The 15,001-nt window shown below is 37.5% G+C and carries 16 protein-coding genes and 3 tRNA genes; 13 read left to right on the top strand and 6 right to left on the bottom strand.

Annotated elements, in window-relative coordinates:
* Nucleotides 1-4 precede the first annotated feature (4 nt).
* Entirely contained in the window at nt 5-1,231 is a 1,227-nt protein-coding gene (locus tag KKH39_02790; protein ID MBU1202943.1) for an ABC transporter permease, read from the top strand.
* 15 nt (nt 1,232-1,246) lie between these two features.
* Nucleotides 1,247-1,882: a hypothetical protein gene (locus KKH39_02795; protein MBU1202944.1), complete on the top strand. Its 636-nt coding sequence runs from the start codon at nt 1,247-1,249 to the stop codon at nt 1,880-1,882.
* 26 nt (nt 1,883-1,908) lie between these two features.
* On the opposite strand, the gene KKH39_02800 is transcribed toward KKH39_02795, so the two are convergent.
* The 6 genes from KKH39_02800 to KKH39_02825 all read right to left on the bottom strand — a co-directional run bounded on the left by KKH39_02800 (nt 1,909) and on the right by KKH39_02825 (nt 5,564).
* On the bottom strand, nt 1,909-2,061 hold the full coding sequence (locus tag KKH39_02800) for a hypothetical protein (GenBank protein MBU1202945.1): 153 nt from the start codon (nt 2,059-2,061) through the stop codon (nt 1,909-1,911).
* Nucleotides 2,062-2,170: 109 nt separating this feature from the next.
* Nucleotides 2,171-3,007: a peptide chain release factor N(5)-glutamine methyltransferase gene (prmC, locus tag KKH39_02805; GenBank protein ID MBU1202946.1), complete on the bottom strand. Its 837-nt coding sequence runs from the start codon at nt 3,005-3,007 to the stop codon at nt 2,171-2,173.
* Complete coding sequence (prfA, locus tag KKH39_02810; protein MBU1202947.1) at nt 2,974-4,032, bottom strand: peptide chain release factor 1; 1,059 nt, start codon at nt 4,030-4,032, stop codon at nt 2,974-2,976. Before prfA ends, prmC begins: the two co-directional genes overlap by 34 nt.
* 97 nt (nt 4,033-4,129) lie before the next feature.
* Nucleotides 4,130-4,489, bottom strand: coding sequence for a 50S ribosomal protein L31 (gene rpmE, locus KKH39_02815; GenBank protein ID MBU1202948.1), 360 nt, complete (start codon nt 4,487-4,489; stop codon nt 4,130-4,132).
* Nucleotides 4,490-4,627: 138 nt separating this feature from the next.
* Entirely contained in the window at nt 4,628-4,900 is a 273-nt protein-coding gene (locus tag KKH39_02820) for a hypothetical protein (GenBank protein ID MBU1202949.1), read from the bottom strand.
* A 202-nt stretch (nt 4,901-5,102) separates the two neighbouring features.
* Complete coding sequence (locus KKH39_02825) at nt 5,103-5,564, bottom strand: hypothetical protein (protein MBU1202950.1); 462 nt, start codon at nt 5,562-5,564, stop codon at nt 5,103-5,105.
* Between the two features lie 383 nt (nt 5,565-5,947).
* Between KKH39_02825 and rpsB the strand changes: the two genes are divergently transcribed.
* The 11 genes from rpsB to KKH39_02880 all read left to right on the top strand — a co-directional run bounded on the left by rpsB (nt 5,948) and on the right by KKH39_02880 (nt 14,961).
* On the top strand, nt 5,948-6,628 hold the full coding sequence (gene rpsB, locus KKH39_02830; GenBank protein ID MBU1202951.1) for a 30S ribosomal protein S2: 681 nt from the start codon (nt 5,948-5,950) through the stop codon (nt 6,626-6,628).
* Between the two features lie 73 nt (nt 6,629-6,701).
* Entirely contained in the window at nt 6,702-7,475 is a 774-nt protein-coding gene (gene tsf, locus KKH39_02835; protein MBU1202952.1) for a translation elongation factor Ts, read from the top strand.
* A gap of 101 nt (nt 7,476-7,576) precedes the next feature.
* Nucleotides 7,577-8,281 carry a UMP kinase gene (gene pyrH / locus KKH39_02840; protein MBU1202953.1) on the top strand — a complete coding sequence of 235 codons (705 nt, stop codon included), beginning with the start codon at nt 7,577-7,579 and terminating at the stop codon, nt 8,279-8,281.
* Between the two features lie 7 nt (nt 8,282-8,288).
* A complete protein-coding gene (locus KKH39_02845) occupies nt 8,289-9,173 on the top strand; it encodes a hypothetical protein (protein ID MBU1202954.1) in 885 nt (294 codons plus the stop codon).
* Nucleotides 9,174-9,364: 191 nt separating this feature from the next.
* The gene (gap, locus tag KKH39_02850) at nt 9,365-10,372 is read left to right on the top strand and encodes a type I glyceraldehyde-3-phosphate dehydrogenase (GenBank protein MBU1202955.1); all 1,008 of its coding nucleotides are present in this window, start codon (nt 9,365-9,367) and stop codon (nt 10,370-10,372) included.
* A gap of 92 nt (nt 10,373-10,464) precedes the next feature.
* A complete protein-coding gene (cysS, locus tag KKH39_02855) occupies nt 10,465-11,847 on the top strand; it encodes a cysteine--tRNA ligase (protein ID MBU1202956.1) in 1,383 nt (460 codons plus the stop codon).
* 127 nt (nt 11,848-11,974) lie between these two features.
* Nucleotides 11,975-12,049 (top strand) — tRNA-Ala (locus KKH39_02860).
* A 251-nt stretch (nt 12,050-12,300) separates the two neighbouring features.
* A tRNA-Leu gene (locus KKH39_02865) sits at nt 12,301-12,372 on the top strand.
* Nucleotides 12,373-12,383: 11 nt separating this feature from the next.
* A tRNA-Ser gene (locus tag KKH39_02870) sits at nt 12,384-12,459 on the top strand.
* A gap of 321 nt (nt 12,460-12,780) precedes the next feature.
* Nucleotides 12,781-14,178, top strand: coding sequence for a hypothetical protein (locus tag KKH39_02875; protein ID MBU1202957.1), 1,398 nt, complete (start codon nt 12,781-12,783; stop codon nt 14,176-14,178).
* Between the two features lie 93 nt (nt 14,179-14,271).
* Nucleotides 14,272-14,961: a hypothetical protein gene (locus KKH39_02880; protein MBU1202958.1), complete on the top strand. Its 690-nt coding sequence runs from the start codon at nt 14,272-14,274 to the stop codon at nt 14,959-14,961.
* Nucleotides 14,962-15,001: the final 40 nt, after the last annotated feature.

The following is a 15,001-nucleotide window of genomic DNA, read 5'->3' on the forward strand; positions in this document are numbered from 1 at the left end:
TTTTATGTTATTTTCTGATTTAAGCCAAGAAACATATTTTTCCCTTTCGTCAAACAAATCAAGATCAATTTTGACTATCTTAGGTATTGTTATAGGCATTGGTTCTGTTATTACTATGATTTCTATCGGTCAGGGTGCGGCAAAAAATATTGAAGCCAATATTCAGTCGCTAGGCTCAAATCTTTTAATTGTCATGCCCGGATCGCAGCGTTCAGTTGGTCAAGTCGCCAGAGGTGGATCTGGTTCAGCTACTACTTTGGTTTTGGATGATTCTACAGCAATTGCTGAAGCTATCAGTTCGGCTGATGCTATCGCTCCGACAGTTACTTCAAGAAAACAGATCAAGACCACGACTGGTACAAATACCAATACTAGTATTTATGGGGTGACAGAAAGTTATGGCACTATAAAGAGTATTAGCATGGAGTCTGGTAATTTTATCAATGATAATTATGATAAAAAATTATCAAAGGTAGCTGTTTTGGGTCCGACTACTAGAGATGATTTATTTGGTGAGAATGTAGACCCAACAGGACAAAAAATCAGAATTGATAATACAGAATTTACTATTATTGGTGTGACTGAATCAAAAGGAGGTAGTGGTTTTACCAATGCGGACGATATTATTTATGTGCCACTCTCCACTGCTATGAAATATATCACTGGTAGCGAATCACTAAGTAATATAAATATTCAGATAACGGAGAGTGATTTAATGACCTCAGCCCAAGAACAAGTTAATAGTTTATTACTTGCTAGACACAATATTGTTGATCCAACAGCGGCTGATTTTAGTATAGTTAATCAGGCGGATATTATAGATACTGCTACTTCGGTGACAGATACTATGACTTTGCTTTTGGGGGCTATAGCTGGTATTTCTCTTTTAGTGGGTGGTATTGGTATTATGAATATGATGCTTACTACTGTCACGGAAAGAACCAGAGAAATAGGGCTTAGGAAATCTTTGGGTGCGAAAAATAATGATGTTAGTATTCAATTTTTAGCTGAATCCGTTGCTCTTACTTTTATTGGGGGTGTTATAGGAATTTTTATAGGTTGGCTGGCTTCAATTATAGTTACCAAGTTGAGCGGTACTACTACAGCAGTTACTTTATTCTCAGTACTTTTGGCTTTTGGTGTGTCAGCTTTTATTGGCATTGTTTTTGGCTATTATCCGGCTAGACGAGCTGCTAAATTAAATCCTATAGAAGCTTTGCGTTATGAATAATTTATTTTAAAAAATATGAAGAAAAATCATTTTATTTACATTTTTATTTTATTAGGTTTATTTTTTCTTTCTGGTTGTTCAAAAAATAAAATAAATAATTCTGAGACAAATACCAACATTCAACCAGATAATAGCTGGCAGGAAAATTTTGATGAGGTATCAGTTGGCGAATTTGTTTTGGGTGAGCGAGTAAGTGTTATGGGGGAGGAAAATTCAGAGGGAAGTATTGTAGCAACTAGTATTATTTTAATACCCAATGGACAGGAATTTCAAAATTTTGACCCGCCTGATATGGTAAACAATGTGCCTGATCAAAATAAAGAAAACTTTCCTACTAACAACATTAATAATACTGACCAGCCAAATTTTGATAGGGCAAGTCGTCCAGATTTTCAAAATATGAGCGAAGAGGAGAGGCAAGCTAGGAGAGAACAGCTTATGGATAGTGGTGCTACTGCTGGCAATGTTAATCGAGCAGGACTTGGTGGCAACGCTCGTATCAATGGTGAGATATTGTCAATTAATGATAGCGGATTGACTATCAAATTAGCTGATGGTGGATCAAAATTGGTATTTTTTTCTAGTGATACTAAATTTCTAGCACCAAAAGCAATAAGTGATATAGAATCTCAAGAAGTGACAGAAGAATAAAAAAAATTAGACCCCGCACAGTTTGCCTATGCGGGGTCGATCTTTTTGGCGGCAGCCGAATGTACATGGCTGCCTTCGTTTTTATGGACCTTGGTGATACGGAATTTTCCAAGCCTTTCTACTTTGATTTCCTGGCCGACTGACAGGTCAGTTTCAGAATCGTATCTGAAAGTAGACACTGGCGAGCCGTAGAAGATTACCCAAATATGCATGGAGAGCCTCCTTGCTCGAGGAAAAGAAAAAAACACTAGAACGAAAGAGTATAGTGTTTTTATTGTTTTTTGTCAACTAGTTGGTGATTTTGGCTACTCGGAAGTGGCCAGCCAGATCTTTGATAAATTTGATTTTTACAAGAGGCATGTTTTCACTTATGATTTCTTCTATAGCCTTTTTTTGTTGGGGATCTATTTCTATAAGCACTAGATATTTTTTGGCTAAGTAGGTATTTATTTGGCCAAACATTTTTCGGTAATGATCTAATCCATCTTTGCCTGACAAGAGAGCTATTTTTGGTTCTTTTTTTATAGATTTTTCTTTGAGTTGTTCTGGTGTCAGATAAGGGAGATTGGCTATTATAATATCAAATTTTTGAGCTTTTATATTTTTGAGTAAATTGGATTTTAGGAATTTGATTTTTTTACTTAAACCAAGTTTGCGCGCATTGGTTCTGGCAGTTTTAAGAGCTTTATCAGATATATCAACAGCTGTATAAGAGGAGGTTTTTGGATTATTTTTGGCTATGGACAAAATCAGACAGCCACTACCTGTGCCAATATCTAGTATACTATTTTCTTTTTTTATATTTTTTAGCGCTTCTTCAACTATCAATTCACTTTCAGGGCGGGGGACAAGAGTATTTTTGGAGACCAAAAATTTGAGCCCATAAAATTCTCTGTAGCCTTTTAGATAAGCTAGTGACCAATTATCTTGTCTTTTTTTGATTAATTTATAAAAAGCTCTGACAGCCGCGGGGCCTATTTTTTTATCAGGATTTTTGTAGATATATTCTTTGGATTTTTTTAGAGACAAAGCTAAAAGATCATCAAGTTCAGCTGGCTCAAGTTGGCCAGCTGATTTTTGCAGTATTTCTTTTATTGTTTTTTTTGATCTTTGGCTGCTTGCCATAGTGGTTGTATAATTTGCATTAAGTCACCATTTAAGATGCTATCCATATTATGCAGTGTCAGTTTGATGCGGTGGTCAGTCACTCTGTCTTGAGGATAATTGTAAGTACGAATTTTTTCACTGCGGTCTCCTGTGCCAATCTGACTTTTTCTTTGGGCGGCATCTTTGGCCAGTTTTTCTTCTTCTAGTTTGGCTAGAATACGTGAGCGGAGGATTGACATGGCTTTTTCTTTGTTTTGTCCTTGAGATTTTTCGTCTTGGCAGGATACTACAGTATTGGTTGGTAGGTGAGTGATACGTACAGCTGAGTAGGTAGTATTGACCGATTGTCCACCAGCCCCAGATGAACAGAAAGTATCAATCCTGATATCTTTAGCTTCAATTTTTAAATCAATTTCTTCAGCCTCCGGCATGACCGCTACGGTAGCGGCGCTGGTGTGGACACGTCCGGCTTTTTCTGTTTCTGGTACACGTTGCACGCGGTGGACACCACTTTCGTATTTGAAATGTTTGTAGACATTAGTACCGCTTACTTCAGCAATTATTTCTTTGAAGCCCCCAATCTCAGTACGATTTGATGACAAAGTTTTTATTTTAAAATCCATATTTTCACAAAAGCGTGAGTACATGCGAAATAAATTGGCGGCAAAAAGGGCTGATTCATCACCACCGGTGCCAGCTCTGATTTCCAAGATTATATTTTTTTTGTCATTTGGATCATCTGGATTTATTATTTCGTCCAATTTTTCTTCGTCATCTTGTATTTTTTTCTCCAAGGCATTTATTTCTTCTTGAGTCAGAGCAATCATTTCTTCGTCGCTTTCTGATTGTAGAGACAAGTGTAGACTCTCCAAATCATGTCTAGTTTTTTCTAGACTTTGAGCAAGAGACAGAGTTTCTTTGGCTTCGTAATATTTTTTGCCAAGTTGTGACATTTTTTGGTTATCAGAAACAATCTCAGGTTTTTGCATTTGAGATTCTAGTTCGCTTATTTTTTCCTCAATTTGTTTTATATCTATGGTCATATATTTTTGTTCCTGATTCAGGATGTTTTTGTCGCTTTTATTATAACAAAAAAGCCCCTATAAATCTAAGAGAGCTTTTTTGTAAAAGTTTGTGTAGTTATTTGTTGACTTTTTTGGCAGCTGGTTTCTTTTTGCTGGAAGCTTCAGTATTGGCTTTGATTTCAGCTTTTACTTTTTCTTTTTCTTTTTCCAATTTTCTTTCAGCTGCTTTGGCTTTTTTGATAGCCTTGCCTTTTCTAGTTTTAGCTGCTTTGACTTGCTGTTCTTTGATTTTTTTGAATCTATCAACACGTCCGGCAGTATCTACCAGTTTTTCTTTTCCAGTATAAAAAGGATGACAGTGAGAGCAGATTTCTACGTGTATTTCTTTGACAGTAGAGCCAATAGTAAATACATGTCCGCAAGCACAGCTGACTTTTGCATCTGGATAATAAGTTGGGTGAATATCTTTTTTCATAGTATTTTTAAAATTTGATACTACAACACAATAGCAGAAAGTCCATAAAAAGTCAACCTGTCTGCTGGTAAGCTGGGGGTATGAAAAAAAAGAGCCCCCGCCGCGCTTGGCGCGGCGGGGGCTGGTAAGGTATGGTCATCAAATCCTCTTGAGAACGAGGTTTTTGATGTCCACCTCAAAGGGGCGGGGGACCAGGGGAACGGCCACCCGCACCATCAGGTCAAAGCCGACTACGCAGTTGCTATTCGCTTCGTCGATGATGATGTGCGTGACGGTGGGTACGCTGAGCATGGTGCCTTGGGTACCGACCGGGATCTTGATGTCACCATCGTTGCCGGGGACAGTATAGTCCTCGACAAAAGTGATCTTCTGTCGCCAGAAGCTGCCGTCAACGGGGATTCTTTTTTCCAAGTCTTTCCTCCTTGATTAGTTGTTCTGGACGCGGATCTTGGTGGCGGGGTTTTGGTCGGCCTTCGAGGTCTGGAGTTGGATATGACGGCACTTGGTGTCGCCGTCTTCGGCGTGGGACTGGTGCACTTTGCACCACTGTCCTTGAATCAGGCAGGGTTTGGCTTTCAGTGAAGGACTAAAAGCCTGGCAGCTTTGGCACATCTCAATCTCCTTGTTCGGTGTAGTAGTGTTCGGTCGGGTAGTCTGGTAGGGATAACCCTAAAAACATGACTAAACTCATCAGCCCCATGAGAAAAGCGGATAGTACACAGACCCGAGGCACGGCCAACGAAGATGAATTGACAAAAAGCCAACTGACCCAAGTGACCCCGATGGATACTTTTAGCAGTACAAAGCCATCATTTTGCTGGCCAATAGTGGCTACGATCAACATTATGCCGGCCAGACTGGGCAGAATAGACAACCAATTGTAGTCTAGGAGCATCAGCGGACCACTGATGCCCAAAAGCACCATGGCCAGTACTTCGCGCCAGTTGGTCAGCGGACGGGCAAAGGTTAGCCCGACGATGGTCAGGCCCAAGCCGACCACGACAGGCTGGCTGTTGAATAAGGCTATAGCCAGCATGGTAAAAGCCGACAGGATGGTCAGTAGAACGGATTTCATGGTTTGTCTCCTTGAGTCAGGGTTTTAGCAGATGCGGAGGGTACAGAAGGTGTTGATGTCTTCCGGAAAAGTAACCTATGTTTTTACCCCTTATCTTATGCGGATGTAAAATAACTTTAACTAGTATATATAAACTAATTTTGTCTTTTTTGTCAATGATGTATTTAGGCCTTGCTTTTTTTGAATTTTTATGTTAAATTAATGTCTGTTTAATTTTAATTCACCCCGTTAAATCCCCAACGGGCTAATCCGCTAGGCGGATTATTTAACGGGGTCAACAAGTATTTTGCCTGTGATTTTGGCATCCTTCCCCATTTTGGGGCGCTAAAATCAGTAAAATACGGGTAAAGCCCGCTTTTGGCGAGGCTAGAAAGGAAAGAAATATGAGTTTACCAACACTAGAAGAACTTTTGAAGAGTGGTGTCCATTTTGGTCATCAGACTTCCAAAAGATATCCAAAAGCGGCTTCTTATATCCACAGCCAGCGTGGCGGAGTACATATCATTGATTTGCAAAAAACCGTAGAAGGTCTGCAAAAAGCTATTGATTTTGTGACCAAGCTGACCAAAGGAGGAGGCCTTATTTTATTTGTCGGCTCCAAAAAACAAGCCAAGGCAATTGTAAAAGAACAGGCCATTGGTTGTGGTATGCCATACATTATTGGTCGCTGGTTGGGTGGGACTTTTACCAATTTTGAAAATATCGTCAAACTTACCAAAAAATTGGAAAAAATGGAGCGCGAAGAAGAAGATGGTACTTGGGATCTTTATACTAAAAAAGAACAAGTAGTTTTCAAAAAAGAAATGGAAAAGCTTCAGGAGAATGTCGGTGGTATCAAACAAATGAAAAATTTGCCAAAAGCAATCTTTGTAGTTGATATCAAAAAAGAAAAAACCGCTATTGCCGAAGCCAATAAGATGAAAATTCCGGTCATTGCTATGGTTGATACTAATGTCAATCCAGAACTGGTTGATTATCCAATACCGGCCAATGACGACGCACTCAAATCAATTGAAATTATTACTAGCCTCTTGGCTGATGCTGTCAAAAAAGCTAGAGTTTAATGAGATTTTGTAAAATGCTATCAAGTGTAGTAAAAGATTTTACACTTTTTAACTTTTAATTTGAAACAAAACTATGTCACTTGAACTTATCAAAGAAGTAAGACAAATCACTGGCGCTGGCATGAGCGACGTCAAAGTTGCTTTGGACGAAGCAGGCGGTGATAGAGAAAAGGCTATTGAAATCCTTAGAAAAAAAGGACAGAAGATTGCTGCCAAAAAATCTGATAGAGAAATCAAAGAAGGTGTAATTGCTATTTCTTCTGGTGACAAAAAAGTGGCTTTGGTAGGACTAGGTTGTGAAACAGATTTTGTAGCCAAAAATGAAGATTTTCAAAACGCTGTATCTGAATTGTCAGCCAAGCTATTAGAAATGGGAAAAGATAATTTTTCAGATTGGGCTACCAAATATATTCAAGATGAATTGATTGTAAAAATTGGTGAGAATCTGCAATTGGTATTTTCAGAAATTTTTGAAGGCAATACCATTGGTACCTATCTTCATTCCAATAAAAAAGTAGCTTCGGTTGTAGTCTTGTCCAGTGGCCAAGAAGAAATTGCCAAAGAAATTGCTATGCATACTGCCGCCCTTGCTCCAAAATATCTAAAGCCGGAAGAAGTCCCATCTGATGTCTTGGACAAAGAAAAAGAAGTTTATGCTGAGCAGCTCAAAAATGAAGGCAAGCCGGCTGATATGATAGCCAAAATTAGTCTTGGAAAAGTAAACAAGTTTTATAGTGAGGTATGTTTGCTCAAACAGCCTTATGTAAAAGATGATAAAAAATCTATAGAGCAGTTTGCTCAAGACAATAATGCAGTGATAGAAAAGTTTGGGTATTTTTCATTATAATAAACCATAAAGCCCCGCAATAAAGCGGGGTTTTTTGATACTTGCTATTATCCAATCAATTTGCCATAATAATATTAAATAAAAATATAAGTATTATTTGTATGAAAAAAAGAATAGTTATCAAAACATCAGGCGAGACTATGGGCAATGCCCGTTCTGAATCAAATTTGGATTTTAAAGAAATAAAAAGTCTAGCCCAATCTCTGAAAAAACTAGTCAATCTTGGCTATCAAGTGTCTGTCGTAGCTGGCGGTGGCAATATTTTTCGTGGCCGGATGATCAAAGGAGCGGAAATTGACAAAACTACAGCTGATCATATGGGCATGATGGCCACTCATATCAATGCTTTGGCGCTGGAATCAATGCTTAATAGTATTGGTCAAAAATCAGTAGTGATGTCTCCTTTTTATGTGCCAAAAATTGTCAGGCCTATAAATTACCAAAAAGCGATTGAACATTTAGAAAAAAAGACAGTGGTTATTTTTGCGGGCGGTACTGGTAATCCTTATTTTACTACGGATACCAATATGATACTGCGTGCTTTGGAAATACAAGCGGAAGTTGTGTATAAGGCCACCAATGTCTTGGGAGTTTATGACAAAAACCCTCTTAAGTACAAAAATGCAAAATTGTACAGAACCTTGACTTATGATGAAGCTCTCAAAAAAAGTTTAGAGGTGATGGATCAGACTGCTTTTGCTTTGGCTCGTGACAACCAGGTCAAAATTACGGTATTCAAATACAGTCCACAAAATTTGATCAAGGCAGTCACTAAAAATAATATTGGTACAAAAATTAGTAATTAAAAACGGGGTGAAAGTAGTCAAAATACAATTTCATAGATTAGACAAAGAATATTTTTTTCTGCCTGAATTTAGCGATGACAGTTCCGATATACAGGTAGGGGATTTTGTAGTAGTAGATACTAGTCTTGGTCAAGATATAGGTCAGATTACCGGTTGGGATGAATTTGAATCAAGAGCCAAGGATAATAGTGAAGATAATTCCAAAAATACTCCTCAGCTTGTCCAAAATAGCATATCAGATGTCAAACAAATGACCAGAAAAGCTACGGAAAAAGATCTGCAAGATTGGGAAAATATAAAAGATTTATATCATAAATATTTGACAGAGTGCCGTGAACTTTGTCGCAAGCTTGGACTCAAAGAAATGAAGCTCATAGATGCAGCCGAGTCTTTTGATAGAAAAAGATTGACTTTTTATTTTGTGTCTGATTCCAGAGTTGATTTTCGTGATTTGGTCAAAGAGCTGGTTAGGATTTATCATAAAAAGATTAGGTTACAGCAAGTTGGAGTGCGTGATGCCACCAAAATCTGTGGAGGTTTTGGGCCTTGTGGTCTGCCTTTGTGTTGCAGCTTGTGGCTAGAAGATGTCGGCAATGTATCTCCGGATTTTATAAAAGATCAGGAGCTTAGTCATCGTGGGGCTGACCGTCTGACTGGTCCTTGTGGCCGACTCAAATGTTGCTTGCGTTTTGAAGAAGAGGCTTATAAATACAATTTGGAAAAAATGCCAAAGGAAGGGGACATTATTAAAACTGGTGCTGGGAGAGGCAGAGTAGTATCTGTCCATCCTATGAAGCATACCGTGGAGTTGGAGATTGATGGGGCTCGTGTGGAGTATCCTTACCTAGAAGGTAAGTTATGTGAAAAGAGTTGTTCTGAATCAGAAAGGTAATTTTTATTTTTAGATATAAAAGGTCGTTAGTCAAATAATGACTTTTTTGTTATAATATAAGCAAGTTGAAAGTTTCAAGCTGAAAGTTATAAAGTAGTTTAGTTAATTAGTTTTCCTATTAATATTTAATTATTCTAAAAACTTTTTATTAATTTGAACTTTTGATTTTTTAACTTTTTAAACTAATTTATATGGTAAAAAAGAAAATTCGTGTCGCTATCAATGGTTTTGGCCGTATTGGTCGGGCGGCTTTTAAGATTATATTATCTAGCAACAAATATGAAGTAGTAGCTATAAATGATTTGGCCTCAGCCGAGAGTTTGGCCTACCTTCTCAAATACGATACAGTCTATGGGCGATATGATAAAAAAGTTTTAGCCAAGGGTAATGATATTTATGTAAATGGTAAAAAATATCAGATTACAGCCGAACCTGAACCAAAAAAATTACCATGGAAAAAGATGAGAATTGATGTAGTATTGGAATGCACCGGGCGTTTTGTCAAAGATGGATTAGCAGCTGATCATATCAAAGCGGGTGCCAAAAAAGTGATTATCTCAGCACCGGCCAAAGGTGGAGGAGTGGATACATTCCTTTTGGGCGTCAATGAAAATAATTACAAAAATCAAAAAGTCATTTCCAATGCCTCTTGTACGACCAATTGTATTGCCCCAGTCGCTCAGATTATGGTCAGCAAATTTGGTGTGGAAAAAGCCATGATGACTACAATTCATTCATATACTGCCGATCAGAGCTTGGTTGATTCTCCACACAAAAAAGATGTGCGCCGAGGCAGAAGTGCTGCCCAAAATATTGTCCCGACTTCCACTGGTGCGGCAATTGCCACTGGTCTAGTTGTGCCAGAACTAGCGGGTCTTTTTGATGGTCTGTCACTGCGTGTGCCAACACCTGTTGTTTCACTTTCAGATTTTACTTTTGTGCTCAAAAAAAATGTCACTGTCAAGCAGGTCAATGATGCTTTGACCAAGGCTAGTCAGTCCAAGCAGTACAAAGGCATACTGGGCGTGACTGATGAGCCAGTTGTTTCTTCTGATTTTATAGGGGACAAGCGTTCATCTATAGTGGATCTCAATCTTACTCAGGTAGTAGGTGGCAATATGGTCAAAGTAATTGCCTGGTATGACAACGAATGGGGATACTCCAATCGTTTGGTAGAAATGATAGGTCAAATGAAATAATCAAAAAAACCGGTCCAAAGATGGGCTGGTTTTTAGTATATAGACAAAAGTATATTTTCTAGATACAATAAAATGACCGAAATATAAGAAATATGGATATTTATTTATACAACAGTTTACACAAAAAAAAGGAAAAATTTGAGCCAATCGCCAAGAAAAAGCTCGGTCTTTATACTTGCGGTCCGACTGTTTATGATTATCCACATATTGGCAACTTGGCAGCCTATGTTATCTGGGACATTTGGAAGCGCTTATTTATTTCTCAAGGTTACAAGGTAAAACATATTATGAATGTCACTGATGTTGGACATTTGACATCAGATGCCGATGATGGTGAAGACAAGATGGAAAAAGCTAAGCGTCAGTCAGGCAAATCAGCCTGGCAAATTGCTGATTTTTTCTTCAAGGTTTTTCGCAACAATCTCCACAACCTAAACATCTTTGAGCCGGACAAATTTTTGCGAGCAACTGAGACTATCAAAGAACAGATTGCCTTTGCCAAAATTTTGGATGAAAAGGGATATTTGTATAAGATTTCAGATGGTATGTATTTTGATACTTCCAAGATTAGTGACTACGGAGTATTGGCTAATTTGCAAGACGTAGATTTGCAAGAAGGGGCTAGAGTAGAAAAAAATAATGAAAAGAAAAATCCGACTGATTTTGCGGTCTGGAAGTTTTCTCCAGAGGATAAAACTCGTGATATGGAATGGGAGTCTCCTTGGGGACTAGGATTTCCAGGTTGGCATTTGGAATGTTCGGTCATGAGTCAGATAGAACTAGGAGATACTTTTGATATACACACTGGTGGTATGGATCATCTTACTGTCCATCATCCCAATGAAATGGCACAATCGGAAGCAGTGACTGGTAAGTTGCAAGCTAATTATTGGCTACACAATGCTTTTGTAAAATATGAAGGCGGCAAAATTTCCAAATCCAAAGGCAGCTTTTTTACTCTTGAAGATTTGAAAGCCAAGGGATTCTCGCCAATGTATTTTCGTTATCTTATTTTGCAAAACAATTATCGTACTCCACTCAATTTTTCTTGGGAATCTTTGCTAGCCGCCAAAAATGGATTATTAAATATTATAAAAGAAATAGCTTATTATCCAAAACCAAAAAAAGCTGACAAGCAGATATTGGAGGATTTTTATCATTCTTTGTCTGATGATCTCAATACTGCCAAAGGATTGGCTATATTACAAAGTGTGATTGACTCAGATATGGATGATGGCCAGAAGCTGGCTACTATTTATAAGATGGACGAAGTTTTGGGCTTGTCTTTGGAAAACTTGTCAGCCAAAGCGCTAGATATTCCCGATGACGCTTTGATTATTTTGTCCGAGCGTCAAAAAGCACGGGAGGAAAAAAATTGGGAGTTATCTGACAAATTGAGAGATAAGTTGTTATTATTGGGTATAGAAGTCAAAGATAGTCCAGAGGGTCAAAAACCATTATATTTGAATTTATAAGTATTTTTGTTGAGGCAGCCTTTTTAGGCTGTTTTTTTGTTGGGTCTTGACAACAGCCAAATATGTGCTATGATAATTTTTACGCTTAATAAAAGGGTATGTTTTTTTGAGAAGTCACCGTATAGGTGGGCTGGTAGCTCAGTGTTAGAGCGCCTGTCTGGCAGACAGGAGGACAGGGGTTCAAGTCCCCTCCAGTCCACCACTGTTTCGGGTACCGTGCTCTTTTGGGAGCGAGTCGGCAAGGCTAACTGGCGAGAAGGTCTTGCGCAAAAAGACTGGGAAAAAGTGGATTCCCCGGTACCCGATGATTTTTCTTGCCTCACAACGAGGTGTCGCTCCTTTGGGAGGATTTTTAGCCGGGGTTTACGAGTCCCTAGGCTGACAATCGAGGCATTGGGCGCCTCCGACACCTTGTTGAAGCTTTGTACTTTTTTACATAATGCACTTTTGTGCCCCCCGTTGGTCCAATTGGACAGGACACCTGCCAGTCAGGTAATATAGGTTCAAATCCTATACGGGGTACCACAATTTCGGTCGCGGGTTTAGCTCAGTTGGCTAGAGCACTTCACTTGAAATGGAGTCGCACAGGTTCGAATCCTGTAGCCCGCGCCACACTATCGTCTGGGGAGACATCAATCGGACAGAGCGCTCCGTTCGTTCGGAAAGCGTTGTCGGTTCGAGTCTGACAGTGTCCTTCTCAGCGATGGGGAGGGGGTTGAGTCTTGCGCTTGTGGCAAGACAATTCCCCCTCCTTTTTCTTTTTGTTTAAAAAATAAAATCATTGACAAAAACCCTTAAAATTACTATATTAAATTATACGACGGCGCATATTTGCTGACGGCTAAAATTTTTTTTATAAATCCCGTTAGAAATTCACGAGATTTTATCGGGAGATAGTAAATAAAAAATAATTTAACTATAATTTCTAACGGGATGAATTTATCAACATTATTATTACTTTTGGTATATATAGTAAACGTAGGTCTTTTAGTATATGTTTTGTTTTCCAAAAATAAAAAAAAAGGCTGGCCGTTTTTTTGGATGTTGCTTTTGTTGATTTTATGGCAGAGTACAGAATTATTTAGTATTATATATTTTGTTGACAAAGGAGAAACCCTTCTTCTTTTTGCTGTCAGAGCCGGGCTTTTGCCGACTCTTTATCTAGCGCCAGCTTTTTTGTGGCTGGTTTTTTCTTTGTTTGATAAATGGCAGACTTTCAAACCATGGCGCAAATTTTTGTATTTTCTACCGGCTATTATTATGTCGCCTTTTGCGTTTACAGATTTTAATACCAGTCAGGTAGTATTTGAGGATGAGAGGATATATTATGTTGGCGGGCCGATTTATTGGTTTTTTGCTGCCTACTTTATCATATTGATGAGTTATGGCATGTATTTTTTGATCAAAAACAGAAAACAAGCCAAGGCTATAGTCAGGCGGCAAATAGATTATATTTTTATAGGGACTTTTTTGACAGCTGCTTGCGGATTGATATTTAACATATTATTGCCAATATTTGGTCTGAACAACTTATATTATCTGGGTGTAAATAGCACTATATTTTTTACAGCTATTCTTACTTATGCACTTTTTAGGTATAGATTCTTTGATTTGTATATTTCTTTTTATCGTTTACTGATTGATTTTGTGCGTTTATTTTTTACAGGTTTGATCTTTTATATTCTTTATATTTTGCTTTTTGATGTAGCAGATTTGGATTTTTCAGTGACTAGCAATGTCTTGTTGTTTTTGGTTATGATTGCTCTAGTTGGGCCATTTTTGTTTCGCTTGATAAATAAATTTTTTGTAGCTTATCTGGTCTATCCGGAAAATGACATCAAAAATTCAGAAAACAAAATTGCCGATATTTTGCGCTCCAGTCGTGATCTGGATGTTTTATTTTCACGTTTGGCTAGAGAGATAAGTAAAATAGTGGACTATCAGGACATTTATTTTTTTCTTTCCAAAAGAAAAAATGTCGATATGTTTTATCAGGTATTTCCGGTAGGCGAGAGACTGATGAGCAAGACAAATAGTGAGATGCTTTCTTATCTTGCTCGCAAACGAGAAGTTATAAATAAGGCAGAATTAGAATATATAGGCGCTGAGAAAAGCCTGCTGTCAGAATTGTCCGAAAAGCAAGTAGATCTGGTGTTGCCCATTTTTTATAATCGTCAGCTTTTGGGAGCAATACTTATAAATAACAACAATGGTCTGGTATCTATCCAAAAAATACATTTTCTAAAACAGCTAAATAAATATCTAGACATTGCTATTGGTAGTCTGCTCTTGCATCAACAGGATATGGCGGAAAACAGTCCAAAAGTTTAAAGTTGAAAAGTATTAACATATAAAATTTGCGTAATTTTTAATAATATGGTTATATAATTTGTTCAACTTTTAATTTTTTAACTTACTAACGGGATGAGTATTCAAAACATTTTTCTCTTGATAGCCGCTATAGTCAATTTGCTTATGAGTATTGTTGTTTTTTCTCGCGGTATAAAAAACAAGGTAAACTTATATTTTGGCTTGCTGACTTTTTTTAATTTTTTATGGGCGCTTGGGCTGATATTGGTGAATTTGGCTATTAGCTATGAGTTTACTAGATTTTTTGCCAGTTTTGTTTATCCGGTGGCCTTGATGGTAGTAGTTAGTCTTTATTATTTTATTGTTTATTTCCCTTATAAAACTTTTGAATTGCCCAAGCTTTATAAAAATTTAATTACTTTTTTTGTGGGTCTAGTCACTTTATTTTGTATAGGAGCCTATAAGATTTTTGTCCAAGATGTTTCTTTTAATCAAGGTGTTACGATTTTTTATGAAATGTGGAGCTATACATCTTATAGTATTTTGTTGGTTATATTAATGATTCTTGGTATAGCTGTTTTATTTTCAAAGATTAAAAAAGCCGAGGGTATTTTTAAAGTGCAATTAAAATTAATTTTAATCGCGGTTATTATTGGTACAGCAGTTGGGAGTTATTCCAATTTATTTATGATGTATTTTTATAATTGTCAGTATAATCACCTAGGTCCTTTATTTACTTTATTTATCAACTTTGTAGTTTTTTATTTTATATTTTTTAGTCAAAAATCTAAACAGCTATCATAAATACTATGGTGATCACAACTTTACAATTACAAAATTTAAC

It is taken from the genome of Patescibacteria group bacterium (assembly GCA_018819405.1).
GTDB lineage: Bacteria > Patescibacteriota > Patescibacteriia > UBA1558 > GWA2-36-10 > XYD1-37-29.

Bases quoted from the DNA above. Each gene is read 5' to 3' on its own strand.
- KKH39_02875 (MBU1202957.1), top strand. From the start codon at position 12,781: ATGAATTTATCAACATTATTATTACTTTTGGTATATATAGTAAACGTA.
- KKH39_02790 (MBU1202943.1), top strand. From the start codon at position 5: ATGTTATTTTCTGATTTAAGCCAAGAAACATATTTTTCCCTTTCGTCA.
- rpsB (MBU1202951.1), top strand. From the start codon at position 5,948: ATGAGTTTACCAACACTAGAAGAACTTTTGAAGAGTGGTGTCCATTTT.
- cysS (MBU1202956.1), top strand. From the start codon at position 10,465: ATGGATATTTATTTATACAACAGTTTACACAAAAAAAAGGAAAAATTT.
- KKH39_02880 (MBU1202958.1), top strand. From the start codon at position 14,272: ATGAGTATTCAAAACATTTTTCTCTTGATAGCCGCTATAGTCAATTTG.
- prmC (MBU1202946.1), bottom strand. From the start codon at position 3,007: ATGGCAAGCAGCCAAAGATCAAAAAAAACAATAAAAGAAATACTGCAA.
- rpmE (MBU1202948.1), bottom strand. From the start codon at position 4,489: ATGAAAAAAGATATTCACCCAACTTATTATCCAGATGCAAAAGTCAGC.
- KKH39_02795 (MBU1202944.1), top strand. From the start codon at position 1,247: ATGAAGAAAAATCATTTTATTTACATTTTTATTTTATTAGGTTTATTT.
- pyrH (MBU1202953.1), top strand. From the start codon at position 7,577: ATGAAAAAAAGAATAGTTATCAAAACATCAGGCGAGACTATGGGCAAT.
- KKH39_02825 (MBU1202950.1), bottom strand. From the start codon at position 5,564: ATGAAATCCGTTCTACTGACCATCCTGTCGGCTTTTACCATGCTGGCT.
- gap (MBU1202955.1), top strand. From the start codon at position 9,365: ATGGTAAAAAAGAAAATTCGTGTCGCTATCAATGGTTTTGGCCGTATT.
- prfA (MBU1202947.1), bottom strand. From the start codon at position 4,032: ATGACCATAGATATAAAACAAATTGAGGAAAAAATAAGCGAACTAGAA.
- tsf (MBU1202952.1), top strand. From the start codon at position 6,702: ATGTCACTTGAACTTATCAAAGAAGTAAGACAAATCACTGGCGCTGGC.